Source organism: Streptomyces odontotermitis (assembly GCF_050510915.1).
Lineage (GTDB): Bacteria > Actinomycetota > Actinomycetes > Streptomycetales > Streptomycetaceae > Streptomyces.
Genome location: NZ_JBNJLS010000022.1, coordinates 89,481 through 114,131 on the forward strand (window position 1 = coordinate 89,481; position 24,651 = coordinate 114,131).

Genomic DNA, 24,651 nt, shown 5'->3' on the forward strand with positions numbered 1-24,651 from the left:
ACCTCTCCACCCTCTCAACTCCCTTGCATTCCAAGGTCATTGCGGGAGTAACACCATGCAGAAACGTGCCTGTCAACGCGTGCATATGCGCCCCTGCTACCCACGCTCATGAGCCCTACTATCGGCTCGCCATGACAGCAGCAGGGAAGCACCAGGTGAGCCGAGCGGAGACCTCCCGCCGGGGCAACCGGCAGAGTCGAGCAGGCATCAGAGACGTCGCCGCCGCCGCCGGTGTCTCCATTACGACTGTCTCCGACGCACTCAACGGCAAGGGCCGGCTCCCGGACGCCACCCGACGCCATGTCCGCGAGGTCGCCGACCGGTTGGGCTATCGCCCCTCCGCGGCGGCCCGCACGCTCCGTACGGGAAAGTCGGGCCTCATCGGCCTGACCGTCACGACATACGGGGATGAACCGTTCACCTTCACCGAGTTCGCGTACTTCGCGGAGATGGCCAGAGCCGCCACCTCCGCGGCGCTCGCCCGGGGCTACGCCCTGGTCATCCTTCCGGCCACCTCACGCCGCAGCCCCGTGGACGTGTGGTCGAACGTGGCCCTGGACGGCACGGTCGTGATCGACCCGTCCGACCACGACCCGGTCGTCAGCGAACTGGTGCGCCAGGGACTGCCGGTCGTCTCGGACGGCCGCCCCGCGGGCTCGCTCCCGGTCACGGCCTGGGTCGACAACGACCACGAGGCCGCGGTCCTGGAGATCCTCGACCACCTCGCCGACGCCGGCGCCCGCCGCATCGGCCTGCTCACCGGCACCACCACGGACACCTACACGCACCTGTCCACCACCGCGTACCTGCGCTGGTGCAAGCGCGTGGGCCAGGACCCGGTGTACGAGTCCTACCCCGCCCACGACCCGTGCGCCGGGGCCGTCGCCGCCGACCGGCTGCTCGCCCGCCCCGACCGCCCGGACGCCGTCTACGGCCTCTTCGACCCGAACGGGACGGATCTGCTCGCCGCCGCCCGCCGCTACGGCCTCAGGGTCCCCGAGGACCTCCTCCTGGTGTGCTGCAGCGAGTCGACGGTGTACGCGACGACCGAGCCGCCCATCACCACGCTCTCCCTCAAGCCGCGGCGCATCGGCACCGCGGTCGTCCAGCTCCTCATCGACGCGATCGAGGGGCTCGACTCGGGCCACCCGGTCGAGCAGGTGATACCGACCGAACTGATCGTGCGCACCTCGTCCGAGCGACGTCCGCCCCGCACCACGGTCAGCCCACCACGCTCTCCCGAACCCGGCTGAGGCCGTCCGACCTCGAACTACCTGGGGCGACCTGCGGGGAAAGCTCGGCCCAATTCGGGAGAAAACCTCGGTGAACTGGTGCTCCGCGCCGATTCACCACCCCTGGTGCACCACACAGCGCGAGCCGCATTCCTATGATGGGCGGACGACACCGCGGGCCGCTGCGACCAGGCAGTCCGATCCCGGTGCAGATGCGGCGCAATGGTGGTGGAGGGGTCGATGACTCAGGGGGCCGGTCAGGGACCCGATGTGCGGACGGCGACGCTGCGCGACTTCCGCGTACCGGCGTACGTCCATGAGGCCGTGCCCGATCGTCCCGGACCCGGCGCCGCGGAGGGTCCGGGCGAGCCGGAGGGCTACACCCCCACGCAGCGCGACCTGCCCGTCATCAACCGCGGTGACACGGTTCAGGTCCAGGTGCAGCCCATGCCGGAGCCCCCGGCCGCGCCCGCGGGCGACGAGCTCGGCCCGCTCTACGTGGTCGGCGACGTCCACGGCTATCTGAGCGAGCTGGTCGCCGCCCTCCAGGAGCGGGGCCTCGTCGACGCGGACGGCGCCTGGTCGGCGGGGAACGCCCGGCTGTGGTTCCTCGGCGACTTCACCGACCGCGGGCCCGACGGCATCGGCGTCATCGACCTCGTGATGCGCCTGTCCGCCGAGGCCGCGGCCGCCGGCGGCTACTGCAAGGCGCTCATGGGCAACCACGAGCTGCTGCTGCTCGGCGCGAAGCGGTTCGGGGACACCCCGGTCAACTCGGGCGCGGGCACCGCCACGTTCCAGGCCGCCTGGCTGCTCAACGGCGGGCAGAAGACCGACATGGAGCGCCTGGAGGACCACCATCTGCAGTGGATGGCCCGCCTGGACGCGATGGAGGAGGCGGACGGCCACCTCCTGGTGCACTCGGACACGACCGCCTATCTGGATTACGGCGACTCCATCGAGGCGGTCAACGACACCGTCCGCGAGACCCTCACGCGCAACGACGCGGACGAGTGCTGGGACCTCTTCCGCAAGTTCACCAAGCGCTTCGCCTTCCGCGACGAGGAGGCGGGCCCCGCGGCCGTACGCGAACTGCTCGATGTGTACGGCGGCAGCCGCATCGTCCACGGTCACAGCCCCATCCCGTATCTCCTCGGCGACGTCGGCTCGGAGGACGAGGAGGACGGCGGCGGCCCCGTCATCGAGGGACCGCACGTCTACGCGGGCGGTCTGGCCGTGGCCATGGACGGTGGCGTGACCATGGCCGGAAAGCTGCTGGTCCAGCAACTCCCCCTGGATAGCTGAGCGTTCACCGGGCAGGCGCTCCACTACAGGATCACGCTGGCCAGCGGGCCAATTTCCGGAAACCCCCTGTCACCGCGTGCCGTCACGGCTCTACCATCGGCTTATCCGTAGCAGGCTCCCCTCCGTTTCTGCCCGACGGCTCGTAGCCATGCGCGAGCCCCAAGCCCTACGGAGCATCGGGGGATGCACATGAACAGCGCGCCACACCTGCTCAATGAGGACCGCCCCGAGTACGAGCGGATCCTCGATGAGGCGCTGCGCACCGCACCGCACCGTCCGGAACTCTCCGCGGTGGGCCAGCGGCTCAACCCCGAGCAGCTGCGCACCATGGCGCTCAACGCCACCGCGCTGATCACCGCGGCCGCGGCGACTGAGTACCACCACTATGTGAAGGTCCGGGCAGAGCTGCGCGATCCCGGCCCTCCCGTCTCCTCTTCGATACGTGAAGGAGGTGGACCGAGTTCCTCGGAGCCCACAGCGGGCGCGGTCGGGCTCGCCACCATGGGTGAGGTCGCCGAGACCGCGGGCGCAGGAGCCGTCGCGGTCGTCGCCGTGCTCGCTCCCGTGCTGGCCGGTACGGCCGCAGCGATCTTCCTGCTCGTCGGGTACATCCTGAAGATGCTCAACCCCGAACCCGCCTTTGCCGACACGCTGCTCACGGCCGGCTGGCTCTTCGGGGCGCTCACCGCAGCGGCGATCCTCGTCGCCGCGATCGGCCTGCTCCTGACGGCCCTGCGCAACGGATCGACGTCACTGCAGGCCAGCACGCACGGCGAGCGGAACGCGGAGGTGGCACGGGCCAGGGAAGCCTGGGGCCAAGCCCTTCTGGAGCGGGGCATTCTGCCGTTCCTGAAGGAGGCCCTGGTGGACCCGGGAGGCCCGGCCGCGGCCCGTACCGGCTCGGCCGAGCGCAACAACCGGATGCCCCAACTCGGCTATCACCGCCCGGGCTTCAGCAGCCCGGACGGGGGCGCCGGCGGGGTGGGGCCGCGACCGAGCTTCAGCAGCCCGGACTTCTCGAGTCCGGACTTCGGCGGTCCCGACCACAAGCCCGAGTAGTCGAACGCGTCAACACCTTTACAGGTCAACACCTTTCAACACCTGGGGTGAGGAGGCTGCGCGCCGCCGGCGGACGGCGGCGCGAACTCCAGGCGTACGGAGTCGGAGCGCGGGATCAGCACGGCCACTCCGTCCACCGGGGTCCACCGCTCGGGCACGAAGACGTACTGATTGCCCGACTGCAGCACGAGCTTGAGCCCGTCGTAGCGGAAGCGGTAGGCGGCCTTGGCGTCGTGGCACCGGGTCTCCCGCACACCCGGGGCGCTCAGGCTGAGGCTGTCCGCGCTGTAGAGGATGGCGTACGGATCGGTGGGCAGGCCCGCCACGAAGCGGCGTGCCCGGGTCTCGCCTGCCGCCGCGGCGTAGTTGGTGGCCGCCCAGAAGAGGCTGAGGGCGATGAGGGAGAACACGATGGCCCACTCGGCGAGGGTGGCCCATTCGGGGCGGGTGGGGGGTGGGGGTGGTGTTGTGGTGGGGGCCGGTGATGCGGGTGGGTTGTCAGCGTCTTCTGGGTCGACTGGGGCGATTGGGTCTTCCGAGTCGCCTGGGTCGGCTGGGCCGGCGGTGTCTTCTGGCTCCTGTGAACTGTCGTCCTGCCAGCGGTAGTTGAGCACTACCCTCCACAGGTGCAGCGTGTAGGAGAGCAGGGCCACGCCGAGCCCGAGGCTGAGCGGGGCGAGGACGAGGGCCCGGTTGAGGAAGAAGGCCGGGGAGACGACGGCCCAGAAGCCGCCGAGGGCGAGCAGCGCGCCGGTGCCTGCCATGACGGGTACCAGGATCCGCAGCACCCGTGGCTCGGCCCCCCGCGCCAGGCGTCGCCGCAGCAGATCGTGCCCCCAGAAGGCGAGCAGCCCCGCGCCCGCGGTCACCGTCATCGGGATGAACAGGGCGTCGAGGGAGCGCATCAGATAGTCGATCGTGCTGAAGCCGAGCACGGTCGAGCTGACCCCGAAGTAGTTGAAGAACCACCACGCGTGGTTCCAGCCGAAGTAGTAGAGCAGGGCCGTGACCAGGGTCGTCGGCGCGACGACGGTGCCGAGAAGGGTCCACAGCCTGCCTAGGCCGGGCGAGTTCGGTGCGGCGGGTGTTGCCGGTGTAGAGGGTGCTGTCGGCGTGGAGGGTGTGGTCACTACGCCGGGTGTGGCCAGTACGCCAGATGCGGCCGGTGCGGGTGGTGTAGCCGGTGCGGGTGGCGCGGCCGGGTCGTCGGGCGAGGTCATGACCCGCCGTTGGAGGGCGAGTTCCCGATCACGGGAGGTGTGCTGCCTCCGGGCGGCGTGCTGTCGGGCGGCGTGCTGTCACCCGGCGAGCCGGAACCGCCTTCAACGGTCTCCTCCGGAGGGGGAGTTCCGCCCGCGCACGGGCCCTCGCCCACGATGTAGACGACGGTGCCGGGACCGGGCGTGACCTCGACGTCCTTGGACGGATCCGTCTTCACGAACCCGCACTCCGTCGCCTCCGGGATGTCCACGGGGTCATACCTGCGCTCGAGGTGGACGCAGACCGTGTGGTCCTTGCACCTGTCGCGGAAGGCGCCCTCGATGATGTCCCAGGTCTGCTGGCCCCCGTCGGTCACGGCGTCGAAGTAGCGGCCCCTGACCTGGATGTCCGGGATCTTGAGCGGTGAGACGGGGACCTTGGGGTGACCGCCGCCGTTTCCCCCGCCGTTGCCGCTGCCCCCGCCTACGACACCGCCGTTCCCACCGTTCCCACCGGACTCACTGCCCCCGCTGGCGCTGCCGGACCCATTGGCACCGCTGGCACCGCCGACACCGCTGACCCCGGCGGACTCGCTGCCACCTCCGGACACTCCATCCCCACCGGAAGCGGCAACTCCCCCTCCGGACGCGTCCGTCGACCCCCCGCCCGCCTTCTCGTCATCGCCCCCGCCGCCCCCGCAGCCGAGAACCATGACTCCCATCGACAACACCACAGCGGCCAGCCGTAAGGCCCCCCGTGATGCCCACAGCGATGTCCCCATATCGCACCACCTATGCACCTGATACGCGGCGTCTCAGGAGAATGGCACGCGGCGCGGGCCTCGTCGAGGCCCGCGCCCCATAGAGCATATGTACGCCGTTGCGCCACTACTCCGCGATCGGCAGGTACACGCGGTTGCCGGCGGCCGCGAACTCCTTCGACTTCTGCTCCATCCCGGCCTCGATCTCCTCCGAGGACGTCGGCGCGAGGTCGCCGCCGTGCTCGCGCCGGATGTCCTGCGAGATCTTCATCGAGCAGAACTTCGGCCCGCACATCGAGCAGAAGTGCGCCGTCTTCGCGGGCTCGGCGGGCAGCGTCTCGTCGTGGAACTCCCGTGCCGTGTCCGGGTCCAGGGCCAGGTTGAACTGGTCCTCCCACCGGAACTCGAAGCGGGCGTCCGACAGTGCGTCGTCCCAGTCCTGCGCGCCGGGGTGCCCCTTGGCGAGGTCGGCGGCGTGCGCGGCGATCTTGTACGTGATGACACCGGTCTTCACGTCGTCGCGGTTGGGCAGGCCCAGGTGCTCCTTCGGCGTCACGTAGCAGAGCATCGCCGTGCCCCACCAGCCGATCATCGCGGCGCCGATGCCGGAGGTGATGTGGTCGTAGGCGGGCGCGATGTCCGTGGTCAGCGGGCCGAGCGTGTAGAACGGCGCCTCCTCGCAGATCTCCTGCTGAAGGTCGATGTTCTCCTTGATCTTGTGCATCGGGACGTGGCCCGGGCCCTCGATCATCGTCTGCACGTTGTGCCGCTTGGCGATGGTGTTGAGCTCGCCGAGCGTCCGCAGCTCCGCGAACTGCGCCTCGTCGTTGGCGTCCGCGATCGAGCCGGGCCGCAGGCCGTCGCCGAGCGAGTACGTCACGTCGTACGCGGCGAGGATCTCGCAGAGCTCCTCGAAGTTCTCGTAGAGGAAGCTCTCCTTGTGGTGCGCGAGGCACCAGGCCGCCATGATCGAGCCGCCGCGGGAGACGATGCCGGTCTTGCGGCGCGCGGTGAGCGGGACGTACGGAAGGCGCACGCCCGCGTGCACCGTCATGTAGTCCACACCCTGCTCGGCCTGCTCGATGACCGTGTCCTTGTAGATCTCCCAGGTCAGCTCCTCGGCGCGGCCGTCGACCTTCTCCAGGGCCTGGTAGAGCGGCACGGTGCCGATCGGCACGGGGGAGTTGCGCAGGACCCACTCGCGGGTGGTGTGGATGTTGCGGCCGGTGGAGAGGTCCATGACCGTGTCGGCGCCCCACTTGGTGGCCCAGGTCATCTTGTCCACCTCCTCCTCGATGGAGGAGGTGACCGCGGAGTTGCCGATGTTGGCGTTCACCTTCACCAGGAACTTCTTGCCGATGATCATCGGCTCGATCTCCGGGTGGTTGACGTTGGCCGGGATCACCGCGCGACCGGCGGCGACCTCGTCGCGCACGACCTCCGGGTGGACGTTCTCGCGGATCGCGATGAACTCCATCTCCGGCGTGATCTCCCCGCGCCGCGCGTACGCGAGCTGCGTCACGGCCTTGCCGTCCCGGCCCCGGCGGGGCTGGCGCGGACGGCCGGGGAAGACCGCGTCGAGGTTCTTCAGGCCGCCGCGGGGCGAGGTGTGCTTGATCCCGTCGTCCTCGGGGCGGGGCGGGCGTCCCACGTACTCCTCGGTGTCGCCCCGGGCGATGATCCAGTTCTCGCGCAGCGGCGTGAGGCCCCTGCGCACGTCGGTGTCGGCGGCCGGGTCGGTGTACGGGCCCGAAGTGTCGTACAGCGTCACGGCCTTGCCGTTGGTGAGGTGCACCTGCCGGACCGGCACCCGCAGATCGGGGCGCGAGCCCTCGATGTACGCCTTGTGCCAGCCGATGGACTTCCCGGCCTCGTCGTTCTGCTGCTGCGTCGAGGCAGGCGTGCGTGCGTCCGATGTGGTCATGAGACCTACTCCCTACGCCGGCATTACCCGGTAACAGGTTCGGCGGTCGACGCAGCGGATTCCGTACCGGCTCGTGCCGATGTCGTACGGAGTTCAGCGCCCTCTCAGCCCGGTGCTCCGAGCTCCCGCGATTGCAAAGGTGCCCCCACGCTAGCGTCATACCGGGCGCGCTGAACAGAGGGCCCCCACCGTTCTTGCGATGATCGGGCCGTGACCAGTACCCAGCCACCGCCCCCGGGGCCCCCGTCCGGCCCGCCGTCCGGCCCGCCGACCAGGCCACCGGCCGAGGACGCGCACGGGCACGGCCACTCCCACAGCCACGGCCCCGCCGCCCCCGTCTCGCGCCATCTGCGCAAGGTCATCGCCGCCGTCCTGATCCCCTTCGCGACGGCGGTGGTCGTGGGCCTCGCGGTGCTGTGGCCCGGCGGCACGCCCGCCCATGAGCGGACCGGGGTCGGCTTCGACCGGCAGACGCAGTCCGCGACGGTGACCGACGTCGAGAAGGTCTCCTGCAAGGACGTGAACGCCTCCCAGACCCCACCCAACGGCGACACCTCCACCGCCGAGGGCCGGACCGCTCAGCAACGGGCGGACGGGACCTGCGAGAAGGCCACGATCAAGGTCACCAGCGGCAAGGACAAGGGCCGCACCTTCACGGAGATCGTCCAGCCGGACTCGCCCCGGAAGCTGCACCAGGGCCAGGGCGTGGTGGTCGCCTACGAGCCGAAGGCACCCAAGAACCTGCAGTACTCGGTCACCGACGTGAACCGCAAGGTCCCCATGGCGCTGCTCGCCGGGATCTTCGCCCTCGCCGTCATCGTGGTGGGCCGGATGCGGGGTCTCATGGCCCTGATCGCCCTCGCGGTGAGCTTCCTGATCCTGACCTTCTTCATCCTGCCCGCGATCCTGCAGGGCTCGAACCCACTGGTCGTCGCGGTGGTCGGGGCGAGCGCCATCATGCTGATCGCGCTCTATATGTGCCACGGGCTCACGGCCCGCACCTCCGTCGCGGTCATCGGCACCCTCATCTCCCTCCTGCTGATCGGACTCCTCGGCTCCGTCTTCATCGGCTGGGCCGCCCTGACCGGCAACACGGACGACAACACCGGCCTCATCCACGGCCTCTACCCGTCCATCGACATGAGCGGCCTGCTCCTCGCGGGCGTCATCATCGGCTCGCTCGGCGTCCTGGACGATGTGACGGTGACCCAGACCTCCGCCGTCTGGGAGCTCCACCAGGCCAACCCGACGATGGGCTGGCGCGGCCTCTACCGCGCGGGCATCCGCATCGGCCGCGACCACATCGCCTCGGTCGTCAACACCCTCGTCCTGGCGTACGCGGGTGCCGCCCTGCCGCTGCTGCTGCTCTTCTCGGTGGCGCAGAGCAGCGTCGGCACGGTGGCCAACAGCGAGTTGGTCGCCGAGGAGATCGTGCGCACCCTCGTCGGCTCCATCGGCCTGGTCGCGTCGGTGCCGGTGACCACCGCGCTGGCGGCCCTGGTGGTCTCCGCCGACCGCTCGGGCCCCCCGGCCGGGACGGCCCCCGCGACTGCGGGGGGCCGCCCGGGGCGCGGCGGCGGAAGGGGGCGCCGCCGCAAGCGCTGACCGCGGCTTCCGGGCCTTCGCGGGGGCGTCGGCAAAATGCACCGATCTGCCATCCCGCGGGGCCGGTTGAACCAGGGTCAGCCCGCGCTCTGCTCGGCCAGGATCCGGTCGAGCGCCTCGTCGAGGTGGGTGTCGAAGCCGGCGAGGGCCCGCTCCTGGCCCAGTGGCACCAACTTGTCGGTACGGTCGAGGAAGGCGAGCAGCGGCGGGATCCCGGCCCGGAACAGCGCCTGGTCACCGCCCACTTGCAGACGGATCAGGACCTCGTCGAGCAGGTCCGGGTCGGTGGGCGCGATGTGCACGTCCCCGTCCCCGCACGGCCTGCCCACCCCGTCGACCAGCAGCTCCCGGCCGAAGGCCCAGGTAACCGGCGCATCGCCGGGGAGGTGGAAGGTCAGGCGCACGGCATAGGGGTCCCGGGTCTCGTAGCGCAGCTCCACCGGGATGCGGAACGACAGTTCCTCGGAAACGAGGAAGCTCATCATGACCTCTGCCTGGACCGACTCACGCATCGCCTACCCCGTCATTGCCATCACATGGCCAGGAACCAACTCCCTGACACTGCTGGCATCTTGCTTAACGTGCACACCAAATCACAAGGAGTGAGTTTTCAGATGCTGATAGAGAAGGCGAGTGTCCCTAGTAGCTTTCCGATCTCGCTCTGCAACTGCCTGGCTGCGGGGAGTAGTCGATCGGCTTGATAGGACGGAAGGGAAATGGCCATAGTGGCGGCCGTGTTTCCCGCGGTGATGGGGATCGCGGCGCAGACCGTGCCGAGCGCGTACTCCTGTCGTTCCACGACCGGCTGCATCCGCCGCATGCCGTCGAGCCGCCGCACGAAGGTCCGGTGGTCACGGACCGAGTACCGGGTGATGGACTGCACGGGGTAGCGGTCGAGGTGGTCCTGGCGCTCCTCGTCGCCGAGTTGGCCGAGCAGGCACTGGCCGATCGCGTGGGCGTGCCCGGTCTCCCGGAAGTCGGCCCACTCCTCCACGGCCGGATTGGCGGGGGTGTCCGCGACGCCCACGACCTCGATCTCGCCCTCGCGGTAGACGGCGAAGTAGACCGGGACACCGATGGCGTCCCGCCAGTGCTCCAGGGCTTTGCTGATCATGCCGAGACGATGGTGCCGCGCTCCGCTGCTGCTCAGCTGCTCGGACGCTTCGCCGAGCACGAACACACCCTTCTCGCGCCGGAGATAGCCCTCGTGCGTCAGCGTGCGCAGCAGGTGGTACGCCGTGGGGAGGGCGAGCCCGGATTCCCGGGCCAACTGCTTTGCGGGAGCGCCGTACTGGTGCGAGGAGGCGGCTTCCAGGAGCCGCATCGCGCGCTGCACGGAGCCGATGAGAGTGGGGGCCACGGGAGCGGGTGGCGCCCCCAACTGCCGTTCGTCGAGGGGCCGTGCGTCGTCGGCCGGAAGGGCAGCGGACGTGGTGTCAACCGTGGCCAAGGTTCACTCCCGAAGCGCGTGGGGGGTTCCGCCCGTGCCCGGGAAACACGGGAGAGGGTGGTGCGCCCGCCGGCGGGGCTCAGCCCGCGTCGGTTTTCGGACTCTAACCCTTGGCCACCGCTCCCCGGCGCGCTGCCGGGAAACTTCCCCCGCCTGAGCGAACCGTTGCCGGACGTCACCAATCGCTGCGCGACGAGGACGATCCGGATATGAACTTCCGTACGACATAGATGAGTCCGCCGACCAGGGCGACGAAGATGAGCACCTTGAAGAGCAGGCCGATCACGAATCCGACGATGCTCGCTATCAGGCCGCCGAACACCACCAGGGCGATGACCGGCACCGCGATCCACTTCACCCACCACGGCATGCCCGCGAAGATCTCCCGCATTGCCATCGTCCTTACCTCTCTCCTCTGCATCGCTGCATCCACGCGCTCCGCGCTGTCGCTTCCGGGCGCTTCTCCGACTTTCTGCATTCGATGCTAGGGCGGGAAAGGGCGCCGCGGGGCCCTCGGGTCCCTTGTCCTCCCCTGATGCTTCCCCTAGGGAACCCCGAGGTCGAAGCCCTGAGAACGTCGGCCGAGAGGCGGAGGGGCGCGGGAGGGATCAGGCTTCGGGCGGCGAGAAGACGACGAGGACCCGCAGGTCCTCGGTGATGTGGTGGAACTTGTGCGCCACCCCGGCAGGCACGTACACGACGCTGCCCCGGGCCACCTGCGTCGTCTCCATGCCGACCGTGATCGAGGCGCGGCCGCTCACGATCATGTACACCTCGTCCTGCCGGTGCGGCTGTTGGGGGTCCGTCGTCCCTGCGTCGAGTGCGTACAGGCCGACCGACATGTTCTGCTCCCGCAGGAACTGCAGGTACGCCCCGTCGTTGGCGGCGCGCTCCGCCTCCAGCTCGTCCAGTCGGAATGCCTTCATCGCCCTCGTACGCCCCTCGTGCTGATCGGTGAGCCCCGCCGCTCGTCCCCTGCGTCTGCCACGATCAGACACATGAAGAATTTCCTAGTCAAGACGATCGCCAACGCCGCGGCACTCGCCGTGGCCGTATGGCTCCTCGACAAGATCACGCTGACCGGCGACAACACCGGCAAGAAGGTGGTCACGCTCCTTGTCGTGGCCCTGCTCTTCGGTCTGGTCAACTTTCTTGTCAAGCCCGTCGTGAAGGTGCTCACCTTCCCGCTGTTCATCCTGACCCTCGGCCTGATCACGCTGGTGGTCAATGCCCTGATGCTGCTGCTCACCTCGTGGCTGGCCGGCAAGTTCGACCTCAACTTCCATGTGGAGGGCTTCTGGACCGCCGTACTGGGTGGCTTGATCATCTCTATCGTGTCCTGGGCGATGAACGTCGTCCTGCCCGACGACGAGGACTGAGGCCGCGTGCATCCGACGCCCTACCGCGTGTGCTTCGTCTGCACCGGCAACATCTGCCGCTCGCCGATGGCCGAGTCCGTCTTCCGCGCGCGGGTGGCGGAGACCGGACTCGACGGCCTGGTGGAGGTCGACAGCGCGGGCACCGGAGGCTGGCACGAGGGCGACGGCGCGGACCCGCGCACCGTCTCCGTCCTGGCCGGGAACGGCTATGAGACCGAGCACACCGCCCGCCAGTTCCAGTCCTCCTGGTTCGCCCGCCTCGACCTGGTGATCGCGCTGGACGGCGGCCATCTGCGGGCCCTGCGCCACCTCGCGCCGACCCCGGCCGACGCGGCGAAGGTCCAGCTCCTGCGCTCGTACGACCCGGCCGCGACCCCCGACGACCTCGATGTCCCGGACCCCTACTACGGCGGCCTCGACGGCTTCGAGGAGTGCCTCACCATGGTGGAGGCGGCGAGCGACGGACTGCTCGACGCGGTACGTGACGCAGTGGAAGGGCGGGCGGCATGACGGGCACCCCGGCGGGAGCCGGCGCGACGGGCGACGGCACGAGGGCGGTACGGGCGGGTCTGCCGGACCCCGTGAAGCACGAACCGACGCTCCCCGGGCCCGTGTTCGCGGCCCACTTCCACCTGCCGGGCGACCCCACGGGCGGATACGCGTACGGGCGGGACGAGAACCCGACCTGGACGCACCTGGAGCGGGCCATCGGCGAGCTGGAGGCGCCGGGCGGGGTGCCCGGCGCGGACGGGTCGGTGGCGGGCGCGGACGGGTCGGTGGCGGGCGCGGACGGGTCGGTGGCGGGTGTGGAGACGCTGGTCTTCGCCTCCGGGATGGCCGCCATCTCCGCGGTCCTGTTCTCGCAGCTGCGCGCCGGTGACGTGGCCGTGCTGCCGGACGACGGCTACCAAGTGCTGCCCCTGGTCCGCGAGCAGCTCACCGCGTACGGGATCGAGGTGCGCACCGCCCCGACCGGCGGCGACGCCCAGCTCGATGTCCTCGACGGCGCACGGCTGCTGTGGATCGAGACGCCCTCGAACCCCGGCCTCGACGTCTGCGACGTGCGCAGGCTCGCCGACGCGGCCCACGCGCGCGGGGCCCTGGTCGCCGTCGACAACACCCTGGCCACCCCGCTCGGTCAGCGCCCGCTCGAACTCGGCGCCGACTTCTCCGTGGCCAGCGGCACCAAGCAGCTCACCGGGCACGGCGACATCCTTCTCGGCTACGTCGCCTGCCGTGATGCCGCCCTGGCGACGTCCGTACGGCGCTGGCGCAAGATCGTCGGTGCGATTCCGGGGCCCATGGAGGCGTGGCTCGCCCATCGCTCGCTCGCCACGCTCCAGCTGCGCGCCGAGCGGCAGAACGCCAATGCCCTGGCCGTCGCCGAGGCCCTGCGCTCCCGGCCCGAGGTGACCGGGCTCCGCTATCCCGGGCTGACCGACGACCCCTCACACAAGACCGCGGCCCGGCAGATGCGCCGCTTCGGCTGCGTGGTCTCGTTCACGCTGCCCACGCGCGCGCGTGCCGAGCGTTTCCTCGACGCGCTGCACCTCGTGGACGACGCGACGAGCTTCGGCGGCGTCCGGTCGACGGCCGAGCGCCGGGGCCGCTGGGGCGGCGACGCGGTCCCGGAGGGCTTCGTCCGCCTCTCCGCGGGCGCCGAGGACGCGGAGGACCTGGTGGCCGATGTGCTGCGCGCGCTCGACGAGTCGGCCGACTGACCGGTTTCCGCTGCTGACCTGGGCCGGTCCGGTGGATCGCGCCTAGTACCGGGCTACGCACAACGGACGTCCCGAGCCTCCCCCCTCGTGGCTCGGGACGTCTTCGGTTCTGCGCGCGAAGAACCGCGCGAACAAGGCTAGTTGACTCTGTGTCAGTGTCCAATCACGGTAGCGACAGAAACCTATCGACATATTTATAGTTGGGCGCGCATCCGACAGGGCAGGGGCCTTGGAAGGGGAGGGCGTCGACATGGATCTGGCCCTGCTGCGCACGTTCGTGACCGTGCACCGGGCCGGTTCCTTCACCCGCGCCGCCGCCCTGCTCGGCCTGTCGCAACCCGCCGTGACCTCCCAGATCCGCACCTTGGAGCGGCAGTTGGGGCGTCCGCTCTTCTTCCGCCAGGCGCGCGGAGTGACGCCGACGAGCATCGGGGACGAGCTGGCGCACAAGGCCGCGCCTCATCTGGACGCCCTGGTGGAGATCGCCGAGACCGGCCTCGACGAGGAGTCGTCGGTCCGCACGCTGCACCTCGCCGGGCCCCCCGAGTTCATCGCGGAACGCGCCCTGCCCGCGCTCACCGCCCCGGACCGCCACGACAGCCAGAGCCTCACGCTCCGCGCCTCGTTCGGGAACGCCGACGAGGTCCTGGAAGGGCTCGCCGCCGGCCACCACGACCTGGCCATCTCGACGGCCCGCCCCCGAGGCGCCCTGCTCACCGCGACCCCGCTCTGCGACGAGGAGCACGTCCTCGTCGCGGGGGAGCACTGGGCCGCCCGCATCGGACCCGGCAAGCTGCGCCGCAAGGGGGCCCTTGTCCTGGAGAATCTGCCGGTGGTCGAGGTGCACGAATCTCTGCCGTTCGTCGCCCGCTACTGGGCCGCGGTCTTCGACTCCCGGCCCGCCGCATCCGGATCGGTCATCGTGCCCGACCTGCGGGCCGTTCTCGCCTGTACGGCCAAGGGCGCCGGGCTCGCCGTCCTGCCCCGCTATCTGTGCGCACCCGCCCTGGAGCGCGGGGAGATCGTCGCCCTCCTCGACCCCGCGGTGCCACCGCTGCGCACCTACTTCCTTGCGACGCGCACTGGCACCCTCGCGATGCCGCACATCGCACGGGCACACGAGTGGCTGCTGCGCGCCGCCGTCGACTGGGCCTGACCCGGCGATTGCCGGACCGGGATGTTTCACGTGGAACGGACCGGGCCACATTTCTCCCATGACCGTCCGACCCGTGGTCAAGCGCACCGCACGCGCCGTCCTGCTGGACGGCGACGACTTCATCCTGATCAAGCGGACCAAGCCCGGCGTCGACCCGTACTGGGTCACGCCGGGTGGCGGCGTGGAGCCCGAGGACGCCACCGTCGTCGAGGCGCTCCATCGCGAAGTGGACGAGGAGCTCGGCGCGAAGATCACCGATGTCGTGCCCTGCTTCGTGGACACCGTGGAGCACATCGGCGAGGACGGCGGCGCCACCGGCGTGAAGGTCCAGCACTTCTTCGTCTGCCGCCTCGCATCCATGGACACGGGACAGCGGCACGGGCCCGAAGTCGAAGAACCCTGCGGGGAGTACGAGATCGTACGGGTGCCCTTCACCCGGGTGGGGATCGCCTCGGTCCACCTCGTACCGCTGTCGCTGCGGCACTATCTGGACGGCAACATCGAGGGCGTCCGCGCGATGCACGCCCCCGACCTGGGCTAGGGCCCGATCACGGCAAGGTCTGCCGGGCAGGCCCTAGTCGCCTGCGGTCACCAGCTCTTCGACCGAGTCATGGCGGATCCGCCCGACCGGTATGCCGATGTCCCGTAGGGCATCCACACCGCTGCGGATCATGCCGGGCGGGCCCGAGAGATACGCGTCGTACTCGTTCCAGGGGCCGTACTCCCGGACAGCGTCGGGCAGTTGGGCCTGCTGGTCCACGACCGGGCGGACGGCCAGCCAGGGGTGGGTCTGCTGGAGCCGCAGCATCGTGTCGATGTCGTACAGGTCGTGGTCCGTGCGCGCACCGTAGAAGACCTCGACCGGGCGCCTCCTGCCGTGCTCGGCGACGTCCTCGACGAGCGCCTTGATGGGCGCGATGCCGGTGCCGCCGCCGAGGCAGAGCAGCCCGCTGTCGGTGGTGTGGTCGACGGTCATGGAGCCGGTGGGCGGGCCGAGCCGCAGCACGTCGCCGGGACGGGCGCGGTGCACCAGAGCGTTGGAGACCCAGCCCGCCGGAACCGCCTTCACGTGGAAGGAGAGCAGCCCGTCCGGGCGGGGCGCCGAGGCGAACGAGTAGTGCCGCCAGATACGCGGCCACCACGGCGTCTCCAGGCTGGTGTACTGACCCGCGAGGAAGGGATACGGCTGGTCGGTGCGGACCGTGACGACCGCGATGTCGGGGGTCCTGAGGTCGTGCGAGACGACCTCCGCGTACCACCACGCGGGGGCTCGCAGCTCGTCCTCGGCCGCCGAGTCGATCATGATCTGGGAGATCGCCGTGTAGGTCCGCACCCAGGCGGCCTCGGTCTCCTCGTCCCAGATCGCACTCGCGTACCGGCTCAGGGAGCCGATCAGACACTCACCGACAGCCGGGTAGTGCTCGGGCCGGGTGCCGTACTTGCGGTGCCCCCGGCCGAGGCCCTCCAGATACGAGACGAGCACCTCGGTGTTGTCGATGTGCTCGGCCGCCGTCAGCAGCGCCTTGAGCAGCCGGTCCCTCTGGGTGTCCATCGCGGCGGGGAACAGTGATCTGAGTTCGGGGTGCCGGGTGAAGAGCAGGGCGTAGAAGTACGAGGTCACCTTGTCGGCGACGGGGCCCACCTCGGCCATGGTGCGCTGCACCAGGACCGCGTCGGGGGAGGCATCGTCCCGTACGGGCGCGGAGGTGACAGGCGTGGGGGACGCAGGCTCGGGGGTGGCGGACTCGGGCGCGGGCCGCGGGGTGACGGGCTCGGTCGGCTCGGGGGCGGACGAGGCGGCAGGTTCCGGCGCGGCGGTCGATATTCGGGCCTCCGTCGCTACGGCCTCCGTCGCCACCGGCTCGTCGCTCTCCACGGGGCCATGACTCTCCACCGCGGCGGCGTCGCCTGCCTCCGTGGGGGCAGTACCGGGCCTGCCGAACGGACGCATGGGTGCGGCGCGGCGTCCCTCGGGCGCCTCGGGCTCCGCCGCGTCCGTACGCACCGGCGGCTTGCGCGGGGTGAACCAGCCGCCCCCGCCGCTGTCGCCCCCGCCGGAAGCCTCGTTGTCGGCCGACTTGGTGGTCGGAGCGTCCATCGTGTGCCTCGCCTCGAACATCTCTCAGTCGGTCTGCGCACTTCCCCAGCGGAAGCTGCTTGTTTTCCCCGCTCTGCCTCGGCAGCCAATGTGGCCACATTGAACCCCGGATTACCGGACCCTACGGACAAGTAGCCCAGAATGTGACATTGGACGCAGTCATCTCACCGCAGCATCCCATCCACTCGTGTCGCGTCGGCCGGATAACGAGAAGTCCGGGTCTTCGATCTCTTTGCCCCGTTAGGCTGCGTTGACCTGCGCTCATGCCCCGCGAGGTGCGCAGACGCCCACTGGGCGTGAACCGGACTCGACCATACCGGCAGCCTCTCGACACACAAGTCCCCCCGTCCTTCATGCGGAATTCAGCACGTGACACCGGTCAATTGCCGCAATTAACGGACCCCCGCACCAATTTGTAAGCCTTGCGCAGATCCCGCCCCACATAAGAGTGCGTGGCCAGACTTACGAGGCGTTCGTCCGCATTGACCGCGACGGACACCGGCACCGCGCCGAACAGATCCAGGTCCGAGACCGAGTCTCCATAAGCGACGCAGTCCCCGCGCCGCACGCCGAACTCTTCACAGAGCCGGTCCATGATCTTCACCTTGGCCACCGGGGAGAGAATGCCCTCCGGATTTACCGCCTCAGTGAACGGCACAGCCGGAAATCGCGACCCATATGCGGCATGAACACCCCAATCGAGGAGCCGCTCCACGAAGAATGACGGCGAGAGCGAGACAACGGCGGCGTAATCGCCCCTCTCCCTGATCTCAGCCCAGGTTTCGGGAATTCCGGACAGCCAGGGCGCATCCTCGAACGCGGCCGCCACCTGCGCCTCCGTGAGCTCCGCCCACAAGGCATGCACCCGGACCGCGTACTCCAGCGAGTCGATGCGGCGCGTCACGAACAGCCACTCAAGCTCCACGATCTCGGCCTCCAGGCCAAGTTGGCGAGAGATTTCTACCGGGGCGGCCGTGCCGTGCAGCAGCGTTCCATCGAGGTCGAAGAGATGAAGGCGAGCCATGTACGCCGAGGCTAGTACCCGCGGTTACTCCCGCTGTCAGACGCCCTCACCGCACGCGCTCGGCATCGTGTTTCACGTGAAACTTCGCCGCCCCGCCCGTCGGGCCATCCTGGTCGTTCATGTAGCCGTCTCTGTCAGCTGGGCCGGTATCACCCTGGGCCTGCTCGCACTCGCCGTCACCGCGGCCACCACCGGATCCCCGGCCGCCGCGGAGGCTTCGTACCGCTCGATGAAGCTGTTCGCGGACTGGCTCATCGTTCCGGTCGCGCTGCTCACGTTGGTGAGCGGGCTGGTTCTCTCGCTGGGCACGCCCTGGGGCCTGGCCTGGCACCGCTGGGTCTACGCGAAATTCTGGCTGACGCTCATCACCACCGGTCTGTCGGTCTTCCTCCTGCTCCCCGGCATCAACGAATCGACAGAACAAGCCATCGCAGGGCAGCCGTTGGAAGGAACGTGGAAGCTCGCCATCGGCCCGTGCGTCTCCTTGAGCGCCTACCTCTTCATGACCGCGATCTCCGTGCTCAAGCCCTGGGGACTGACCCGTCGTGGCCGAAAGCAGCGGGCCTCTCTCCACAAACAGGTGGACGCAAGGGACATGCGTCAGACAGCCTGACCCGCGTGTCGACACCTTCCCTCTCCGCCCTCCCCATCCGCCGCCTGACTCCCCAAGACGTCTCCGCCTGCGCCGACTTGTCCGAGAACCGGGGCTGGCCCCGCGAGGACCACAAGTGGAGCCTGCTGCTGTCCGCGGGCACCGGCTACGGCATCGACGACCCGGAAGGCGGCCTCGTCGCCGCCTGCGTAGTGACCGAGTACGGCCTTCCGGGACAGCCCGGCCTCGCGGCCATCGGCATGGTCCTGGTCGCCGAGCGGCACGCCCGCCAGGGTGTTGGCCTCCGGCTGATGCACCACGTGATCGAGGAGGCCGGCACGACGCCACTCACCCTGCACGCGACGCCCTACGGCCAGCCCCTCTATGAGCAGCTCGGCTTCAAGACGACCGGCCGCGCCGAGATGGTCCGCGGTCGGTTCACCTCCGGCGGCCAGGAGCCCCAGGTGCCCACCCGGCCCGCCACGGCCGAGGACCTGCCCGCGATCCTTCGGCTCGACACTGAGGTCTTCGGCCTCGACCGCACACACATGCTCACGCGCCTCCCGGCCTTCTCCGACCTGTTCCGGGTCGCGGAGCTGGACGGTGAGATCGTCGGCTACGCGAGCGCCTGGCCGAACATGGAGACCCATGTCGTCGGCCCGCTGATCGCCCGCGACACGGAAACGGCCAAGTCGCTCATCGCCTCGCTCGGCACCCGGTCCGACCGGCCGCTGCGCACCGACATCGACGTGCGCCATGAGGAGCTCCTGTCTTGGGTGAAGGAGCGCGGCCTCGCACCCGTCTCCTTCAACGCCGTGATGACGTGTGGCATCTCGGGGCTGCCCGGCGACTGGACCCGCCGCTTCGCACCGCTGACGGTGGCCGCGGGCTAGGGGCCCCGGGCTGAGGAGCCCACCCCACACCGAGGCCCGCCCTCAAGTACCCGATGGTGAGGGGTACTTGAGGGCGGGCGTTGTGCGATGTGCGCGCGGGGCGTGGTGGACGTCAGTGGTGTACGGGCTGCGGCTGCTCGACGGCTGCCGCACCGGTGACGACCAGGCTCGGCCCGGAGGCGGAGCGGCGCTCCAAACCGGCCGACACGACCGCGAGGACGAGAGCCGAGCCCGCGAGGACGGCACCGACCCAGTTCGGCGCGGTGTAGCCGAGGCCCGCGGCGATGACGAGGCCGCCGAGCCACGCCGAGAGCGCGTTGCCGAGGTTGAAGGCACCGATGTTCACGGCCGAGGCCAGCGTGGGTGCACCAGATGCCTGGTCGAGCACTCGCTTCTGCAGCGGGGGCACCGTCGCGAAGCCCAGCGCACCGATCAGCATGACCGTCACGGCAGCAGCGATCTTGTTGTGAGCGGTGAGGGTGAAGAGGCCGAGCACAAGGGCCAGGCCGCCCAGCGAGACGTACAGGAGCGGCATCAGCGCGCGGTCGGCGAGCTTCCCGCCGATCAGGTTCCCGGCCACCATGCCGAGCCCGAAGAGGACGAGCAGCCAGGTCACGGAGGAGTCCGCGTAGCCCGCGACGTCCGTCATCATCGGCGCCAGGTAGGTGATGGCGGCGAAGACCCCGCCGAAGCCGAGGACGGTCATCGCCATGGCGAGCAGCACCTGGACGTTCCGGAACGCCGCCAGCTCGTGCCGCAGCCGCACACCCTCGGGCCGGGGCAGGTCGGGGACGAGCTTGGCGATGCCCACGAGGCCGATGACGCCGAGGGCGGCGACGATGGCGAAGGTCATGCGCCAGCCGAGGGTCTGCCCGACGAAGGTGCCGAGGGGCACGCCGACCACATTGGCCACCGTCAGACCGGTGAACATCATGGCGATCGCTCCGGCCTTCTTCTCCGGGGCGACCAGTTCGGCCGCGACGACCGAGCCGATGCCGAAGAAGGCGCCGTGGGCGAGCGAGGCGACGACACGGCCGGCCAGCATCACACCGAAGGCCGGGGCCACGGCGGAGAGCAGGTTGCCTGCGATGAACAGCCCCAACAGCAGCATCAGCATCCGCTTACGGGGGATCTTGGTGCCGAGGACAGTCATGAGGGGCGCGCCCAGCACGACACCGAGGGCATAGCCGGTCACCAGGAAACCGGCCGTCGGGATGGAGACACCGAAGTCACCCGCGACCTCGGGCAGGAGCCCCATGATCACGAACTCTGTGGTTCCGATTCCGAAGGCCCCGATCGCGAGGGCCAGAAGCGCGAGAGGCATGGGATCTACCTTCCAGACGGTTGCAGGTGCGCTTAACGTGAGTCCACAATAATTGCAGACGCGCTCTAATTGCAAGCGCCGGATATTGCAGCCATCGACTACCCTTGGGAGCACACGCTCCGGGACGGAGGAAGAAGAGCCATGACAGCGACAGACCCGGCACTCACCGCCCTCGCACAGGGCTGGTGCGCGCTCTCCCTGCTCCACGGCAGGATCGAGGCCCACATCGAGCGCGCCCTGCAGGCCAGGCACGACCTGAGCGTGCGCGAGTACTCGCTGCTCGACGTCCTCAGCCGCCAGCACGACGGAGAGGGCGGCCATCTGCAGATGAAGCAGGTCGCCGACGCCGTGGTGCTGAGCCAGAGCGCCACCACGCGCCTGGTCACCCGTCTCGAGGACCGCAGGCTGCTCTCGCGCTATCTCTGCCCCACCGACCGCCGCGGCATCTACACCAACGTCTCCGAGGCCGGGCTCAAGCTCCTGGAAGAGGCCCGCCCCACCAACGAGACCGCCCTGCGCGAAGCCCTCGACGAGGCGGCGCAGAACCCCGAACTGGCACCCCTGGTCCGAGCCGTCGAAACCGTACGAGCGACTGTCTGAGGCGCGGCCCTCCGCTTAGGCTGCAGCCATGGGAGATCTTGAGATACGCCCGGCGGCAGCGGAGGACCTGCCCGCCATCGTCGCGATGCTCGCCGACGACCCGCTCGGCGCCGAACGCGAGTCCCCGGACGACCTGACGCCGTACCGCACCGCGTACGAGCGTCTGGCCGCCGACCCCCATCAGCACGTGGTCGTCGCCGTGCGCGAGGGACGCGTCGTCGGCACGCTCCAGCTCACGATCATCCCGGGCCTGTCCCGGAAGGGTGCCACCCGCTCGATCATCGAGGGCGTGCGCGTGCACGCGGACGAACGAGGCAGCGGGCTCGGCACCCGGTTCATCGAGTGGGCCGTCGATGAATCCCGGCGCCAGGACTGCCAGTTGGTGCAGCTGACCTCCGACGCCACCCGCGTCGATGCCCACCGCTTCTACGAGCGGCTCGGTTTCACGGCATCGCACGTGGGCTTCAAGCTCCAGCTCTGACAGCGCTGGTGGGGCTGTTTCACGTGAAACAGCCCCACCATCCCACCTGCTCGACCGGCTACGGCAGCCCTCGCCACCCCTCCGGGTCCACCCCGCCCGGCACCGGTGCCCCTGCCTCGTACGGCTCACGCGTAAAGACGAACGACCCCAGGTCGAGATGGCTCACCGAACCGTCCGCCCGCCGTACCGCGCGCAACTGCTCCCCCGCGTAGTAACCGTCCAGGCCCGTCCACGTACCGTCCCCGTTCGCCCGGAACCGCGCCTGGCGCCCGCCACCGCCCGCGAGCGGCCCCAGCACCACCGCACCCTGACCCGTCGAGCGCAGCCCGACGGCCTGCGTACCGAAGTACCAGGAGCCGAGCAACTCCATGACGGAGGAGTCGACTTCGGTCGCCGGGCGCCACGGCTCGGGGATGCGCGGCTCAGCCTCGGCCACCAGGAGCACCAGCTCCGCGGTCAGGGCACCGATGGCGGGCCCAGAGGTGCAGTTGACCAGGGCCACGGCCGCGAGCCCCTCCTCCTCGCTCACCAGGAGGCCCGCCAGATAGCCGGGTAGCGATCCCAAGTGACCGAAGAGGGTGCGCCCTCCGACCCGCAGCAGCTGCGTCCCCAGGCCGTAGGTCGCGTCCCAGTTCTCCGCCGCCAGCGGCGCCGACGGCGTCCGCATCTCCCGCACCGACTCAGCGCTGAGCACCCGGTCGTCCCCAGCGAGCAGGAAGGCCGCGAAGCGCCCCAGGTCCGCCGTCGTCGACCAGAGCTGGCCGGCCGGGGCCATGAGACCCACGTCCTCGACCTGTTCGGGCATCATCACGTCCGCCCAGGGGTGCACGGCCCAGCCCCCGGCGTGCGGGTCCTGCGGCTGCGCACTCGTGCGGTCCAGGCCGAGCGGCTCCAGCACCTCGCGGCGCAGCGCCTCCTCCCAGGAGACACCGCGCAGCTTCTCCACCAGCGAACCGAGCAGCGTATAGCCGGGGTTGGAGTAGTGATGGAGGCGTCCGATGGGGTGCTTGAACGGCTCCTCACCCAGCACGTCCGAGAGCTCGGGACGCAGCGAGGCGGAGCTCCGCTCCCACCAGGGGCCCGGCGATTCGGCCGCCAGACCGCTGGTGTGCGCGAGGAGTTCGACGATGGTGACGTCGCCGGCGCCCGTACCCGGCAGATGCTTCTCCAGCGGGTCCGAGAGATCGAGCAGTCCCTCGTCCCGCAGTCGCATCACGAGGACGGCGGTGAAGGTCTTGGTGATCGAACCGATGCGGTACTGGACGTTCTCGTCCGGGGCGTGCCCGTCCACAGAGGTGCGCGCCCCGGTCCACACCAACTCCCCGTCTCTGATGACCGAAGCGACCAGCGAGGGGGCACGCCCCTGGGACTGGGCGGTGGCGACGCGATGCAGGAGGGCTCGGCGGGTGGTGGGCAGCAGCTCTTCACGAGATGTCATGGCACCAGTCCACCTTGAGCGATGCTCTTCGTCGACTGCTTTTGTCAGACCTGCTTCAGACCTGCGTCAGAGCTGATCCGGCTCATCGGCTGCCTCGGGCAGCAACGGGAAGAGGCGGGTGATGAGAGCCACCGGCCGGGCACCATCGGGCCGAGCCAGGGGGCGCTGTTCACGGTCCTGGTAGGGGGCGAGCGCCCGGCGGACGGTCTCCGCGACGCGGCTCATCTCCTCGGGCGTCAGATAGGCGACCGCGCTGAACGCCTCGTCGTGGCGCCACTCGGACGGAGCCTCATTCCGTCGGCTCAGCCATCGCTGCCAGCTCTCGTCCTCGAGTCCGCGTGCCAGATCGCCGAACTGCCCCTCTGCCGAAGCCACTTCACTGGGCTCGTGCCTCTTCAGGCGCCACGGGCGTGCGCGGCCCCCATGGTGAGGAGCCTCCTCGATGTATCCGTGACGAGCGAGCTGCCGCAGGTGGAACGAGCAGAGCCCCGAGCTGTAGCCGAGCCGGACGGCCGCTTCGGTCGCCGTGACCGTGCCGACCTCGGCCAGCAGGTCCAGCAGGGCCGTGCGGACCTCGTGCTCACGCAGTTCGTCGCCTGCGCTCCGGGCCGAGGGGGCCTGTGGGCGGAGATCGTCTTCAGTCACTTTGCAAAGTCTGCTACTTTGCAAAGCGCTTGGCAAGCGGCTCTCGCTTGCCCGAAGGGGGGAGACAGCCTTGTCCGTGCACCACGATCAGCCCCGCCCCGTGGACCGGCGCGTCCGTGTGCAGGGTCGGCCCGTCGACGCGTATCCCGCTCTGCCGCCGGAGGCCGGACGTGGTGCGGTGCGGCGGGTCACTGTGGTGGGCGAGGAGATCCTGAGCCGCCCGTGCCAAGAGGTTGTCGAGTTCGGCACCCCGGAGCTCTCGGCGTTGATCGACGACATGTTCCTGACGATGTACGTGGCCGACGGCGCGGGCCTCGCCGCCAACCAAGTGGACGTCGATCTGCGGCTCTTCGTCTATGACTGCCCGGACGACCACGGCATCCGGCACGTGGGCCACATCGTCAACCCGGTGCTCGAACTGCCCGACCCGGGCGACCGCCGACTCGTGGACGAAGGAGAGGGCTGCCTCTCCGTGCCCGGAGCCACCATGGAGGTCCCCCGCACAGATCGCGCCGTGGTCCGCGGCTTCGACAAGGACGGCAGCCCCGTCGTCATCGAAGGGACGGGCTACTTCGCGCGCTGCCTGCAGCACGAGACCGACCATCTCCACGGCCGCGTCTATCTCGACCGACTGTCCAAGCGCGACCGCAAGGACGCGCTGCGACAGATGGCGGAGCGTCGCGAGGAGGTCTTCGCCCGCCGCGACGCCAAGGCGGCCCAGTTGGCCCGCTGAGGCGCCCGGCCTCCGCGGTCAGACCCGCGCCA

26 protein-coding genes are annotated in these 24,651 nt (G+C 69.9%); 14 read left to right on the forward strand and 12 right to left on the reverse strand.

Annotated elements, in window-relative coordinates; genetic code table 11:
- The first annotated feature begins 131 nt into the window (after positions 1-131).
- The 3 genes from ACQB60_RS38145 (at position 132) to ACQB60_RS38155 (ending at position 3,596) form a co-directional block, all read left to right on the forward strand.
- Positions 132-1,253 carry a LacI family DNA-binding transcriptional regulator gene (locus ACQB60_RS38145; protein WP_384829115.1) on the forward strand — a complete coding sequence of 374 codons (1,122 nt, stop codon included), beginning with the start codon at positions 132-134 and terminating at the stop codon, positions 1,251-1,253.
- Positions 1,254-1,472: 219 nt separating this feature from the next.
- Positions 1,473-2,537: a metallophosphoesterase gene (locus ACQB60_RS38150; protein ID WP_496930681.1), complete on the forward strand. Its 1,065-nt coding sequence runs from the start codon at positions 1,473-1,475 to the stop codon at positions 2,535-2,537.
- Between the two features lie 183 nt (positions 2,538-2,720).
- Positions 2,721-3,596 (forward strand): hypothetical protein, encoded by an 876-nt coding sequence (locus ACQB60_RS38155; protein ID WP_496930682.1) that lies wholly within the window; start codon positions 2,721-2,723, stop codon positions 3,594-3,596.
- 35 nt (positions 3,597-3,631) lie between these two features.
- On the opposite strand, the gene ACQB60_RS38160 is transcribed toward ACQB60_RS38155, so the two are convergent.
- The 3 genes from ACQB60_RS38160 to thiC all read right to left on the reverse strand — a co-directional run bounded on the left by ACQB60_RS38160 (position 3,632) and on the right by thiC (position 7,480).
- Positions 3,632-4,726: a hypothetical protein gene (locus ACQB60_RS38160; protein ID WP_496930683.1), complete on the reverse strand. Its 1,095-nt coding sequence runs from the start codon at positions 4,724-4,726 to the stop codon at positions 3,632-3,634.
- 86 nt (positions 4,727-4,812) lie between these two features.
- The gene (locus ACQB60_RS38165; protein ID WP_496930684.1) at positions 4,813-5,517 is read right to left on the reverse strand and encodes a hypothetical protein; all 705 of its coding nucleotides are present in this window, start codon (positions 5,515-5,517) and stop codon (positions 4,813-4,815) included.
- Positions 5,518-5,683: 166 nt separating this feature from the next.
- Entirely contained in the window at positions 5,684-7,480 is a 1,797-nt protein-coding gene (thiC, locus tag ACQB60_RS38170) for a phosphomethylpyrimidine synthase ThiC (protein WP_496930685.1), read from the reverse strand.
- 210 nt (positions 7,481-7,690) lie between these two features.
- Here thiC and ACQB60_RS38175 point away from each other — a divergent pair, with 210 nt between their 5' ends.
- Positions 7,691-9,085: a YibE/F family protein gene (locus ACQB60_RS38175; RefSeq protein WP_496930686.1), complete on the forward strand. Its 1,395-nt coding sequence runs from the start codon at positions 7,691-7,693 to the stop codon at positions 9,083-9,085.
- Positions 9,086-9,162: 77 nt separating this feature from the next.
- Here ACQB60_RS38175 and ACQB60_RS38180 read toward each other — a convergent pair whose 3' ends face one another.
- The 4 genes from ACQB60_RS38180 to ACQB60_RS38195 form a co-directional block, all read right to left on the reverse strand.
- On the reverse strand, positions 9,163-9,597 hold the full coding sequence (locus ACQB60_RS38180) for an SsgA family sporulation/cell division regulator (protein ID WP_384829129.1): 435 nt from the start codon (positions 9,595-9,597) through the stop codon (positions 9,163-9,165).
- A 98-nt stretch (positions 9,598-9,695) separates the two neighbouring features.
- Complete coding sequence (locus tag ACQB60_RS38185) at positions 9,696-10,421, reverse strand: IclR family transcriptional regulator (protein WP_496930734.1); 726 nt, start codon at positions 10,419-10,421, stop codon at positions 9,696-9,698.
- Between the two features lie 289 nt (positions 10,422-10,710).
- Positions 10,711-10,926, reverse strand: coding sequence for a DUF5326 family protein (locus tag ACQB60_RS38190; RefSeq protein WP_496930735.1), 216 nt, complete (start codon positions 10,924-10,926; stop codon positions 10,711-10,713).
- A 217-nt stretch (positions 10,927-11,143) separates the two neighbouring features.
- The gene (locus tag ACQB60_RS38195; protein ID WP_496930687.1) at positions 11,144-11,461 is read right to left on the reverse strand and encodes a cupin domain-containing protein; all 318 of its coding nucleotides are present in this window, start codon (positions 11,459-11,461) and stop codon (positions 11,144-11,146) included.
- A 72-nt stretch (positions 11,462-11,533) separates the two neighbouring features.
- On the opposite strand from ACQB60_RS38195, the gene ACQB60_RS38200 reads away from it, so the two are divergent.
- The 5 genes from ACQB60_RS38200 (at position 11,534) to ACQB60_RS38220 (ending at position 15,332) form a co-directional block, all read left to right on the forward strand.
- Complete coding sequence (locus ACQB60_RS38200; RefSeq protein ID WP_496930688.1) at positions 11,534-11,914, forward strand: phage holin family protein; 381 nt, start codon at positions 11,534-11,536, stop codon at positions 11,912-11,914.
- Between the two features lie 6 nt (positions 11,915-11,920).
- Positions 11,921-12,424, forward strand: a complete 504-nt coding sequence (locus ACQB60_RS38205) for a low molecular weight protein-tyrosine-phosphatase (protein ID WP_496930689.1) — start codon at positions 11,921-11,923, stop codon at positions 12,422-12,424.
- Complete coding sequence (locus ACQB60_RS38210) at positions 12,421-13,635, forward strand: cystathionine gamma-lyase (protein WP_496930690.1); 1,215 nt, start codon at positions 12,421-12,423, stop codon at positions 13,633-13,635. Before ACQB60_RS38205 ends, ACQB60_RS38210 begins: the two co-directional genes overlap by 4 nt.
- Before the next feature lie 250 nt (positions 13,636-13,885).
- The gene (locus ACQB60_RS38215) at positions 13,886-14,791 is read left to right on the forward strand and encodes a LysR family transcriptional regulator (protein ID WP_496930691.1); all 906 of its coding nucleotides are present in this window, start codon (positions 13,886-13,888) and stop codon (positions 14,789-14,791) included.
- 58 nt (positions 14,792-14,849) lie between these two features.
- A complete protein-coding gene (locus ACQB60_RS38220; protein WP_496930692.1) occupies positions 14,850-15,332 on the forward strand; it encodes an NUDIX domain-containing protein in 483 nt (160 codons plus the stop codon).
- A gap of 33 nt (positions 15,333-15,365) precedes the next feature.
- On the opposite strand, the gene ACQB60_RS38225 is transcribed toward ACQB60_RS38220, so the two are convergent.
- The gene (locus ACQB60_RS38225) at positions 15,366-16,889 is read right to left on the reverse strand and encodes a globin domain-containing protein (RefSeq protein WP_496930693.1); all 1,524 of its coding nucleotides are present in this window, start codon (positions 16,887-16,889) and stop codon (positions 15,366-15,368) included.
- 379 nt (positions 16,890-17,268) lie between these two features.
- Positions 17,269-17,913, reverse strand: coding sequence for an HAD family hydrolase (locus tag ACQB60_RS38230; protein ID WP_496930694.1), 645 nt, complete (start codon positions 17,911-17,913; stop codon positions 17,269-17,271).
- 76 nt (positions 17,914-17,989) lie between these two features.
- Between ACQB60_RS38230 and ACQB60_RS38235 the strand changes: the two genes are divergently transcribed.
- The gene (locus ACQB60_RS38235; RefSeq protein ID WP_496930736.1) at positions 17,990-18,526 is read left to right on the forward strand and encodes a DUF2269 domain-containing protein; all 537 of its coding nucleotides are present in this window, start codon (positions 17,990-17,992) and stop codon (positions 18,524-18,526) included.
- 5 nt (positions 18,527-18,531) lie between these two features.
- Positions 18,532-19,398 carry a GNAT family N-acetyltransferase gene (locus ACQB60_RS38240; RefSeq protein WP_496930695.1) on the forward strand — a complete coding sequence of 289 codons (867 nt, stop codon included), beginning with the start codon at positions 18,532-18,534 and terminating at the stop codon, positions 19,396-19,398.
- A gap of 112 nt (positions 19,399-19,510) precedes the next feature.
- Here the strand turns inward: ACQB60_RS38240 and ACQB60_RS38245 are convergent, their stop codons facing one another.
- On the reverse strand, positions 19,511-20,722 hold the full coding sequence (locus ACQB60_RS38245; RefSeq protein ID WP_496930696.1) for an MFS transporter: 1,212 nt from the start codon (positions 20,720-20,722) through the stop codon (positions 19,511-19,513).
- A 141-nt stretch (positions 20,723-20,863) separates the two neighbouring features.
- Here ACQB60_RS38245 and ACQB60_RS38250 point away from each other — a divergent pair, with 141 nt between their 5' ends.
- Both ACQB60_RS38250 and ACQB60_RS38255 read left to right on the forward strand, forming a co-directional pair.
- Positions 20,864-21,322, forward strand: coding sequence for a MarR family winged helix-turn-helix transcriptional regulator (locus ACQB60_RS38250; protein WP_496930697.1), 459 nt, complete (start codon positions 20,864-20,866; stop codon positions 21,320-21,322).
- 28 nt (positions 21,323-21,350) lie between these two features.
- The gene (locus tag ACQB60_RS38255) at positions 21,351-21,803 is read left to right on the forward strand and encodes a GNAT family N-acetyltransferase (RefSeq protein ID WP_496930698.1); all 453 of its coding nucleotides are present in this window, start codon (positions 21,351-21,353) and stop codon (positions 21,801-21,803) included.
- 58 nt (positions 21,804-21,861) lie between these two features.
- Here the strand turns inward: ACQB60_RS38255 and ACQB60_RS38260 are convergent, their stop codons facing one another.
- Both ACQB60_RS38260 and ACQB60_RS38265 read right to left on the reverse strand, forming a co-directional pair.
- Positions 21,862-23,241: a serine hydrolase domain-containing protein gene (locus ACQB60_RS38260; RefSeq protein WP_496930699.1), complete on the reverse strand. Its 1,380-nt coding sequence runs from the start codon at positions 23,239-23,241 to the stop codon at positions 21,862-21,864.
- Positions 23,242-23,307: 66 nt separating this feature from the next.
- Complete coding sequence (locus tag ACQB60_RS38265; RefSeq protein ID WP_496930700.1) at positions 23,308-23,886, reverse strand: ArsR family transcriptional regulator; 579 nt, start codon at positions 23,884-23,886, stop codon at positions 23,308-23,310.
- Positions 23,887-23,956: 70 nt separating this feature from the next.
- Here ACQB60_RS38265 and def point away from each other — a divergent pair, with 70 nt between their 5' ends.
- The gene (gene def, locus ACQB60_RS38270; protein ID WP_496930701.1) at positions 23,957-24,619 is read left to right on the forward strand and encodes a peptide deformylase; all 663 of its coding nucleotides are present in this window, start codon (positions 23,957-23,959) and stop codon (positions 24,617-24,619) included.
- The last annotated feature ends 32 nt before the right edge of the window (positions 24,620-24,651 follow it).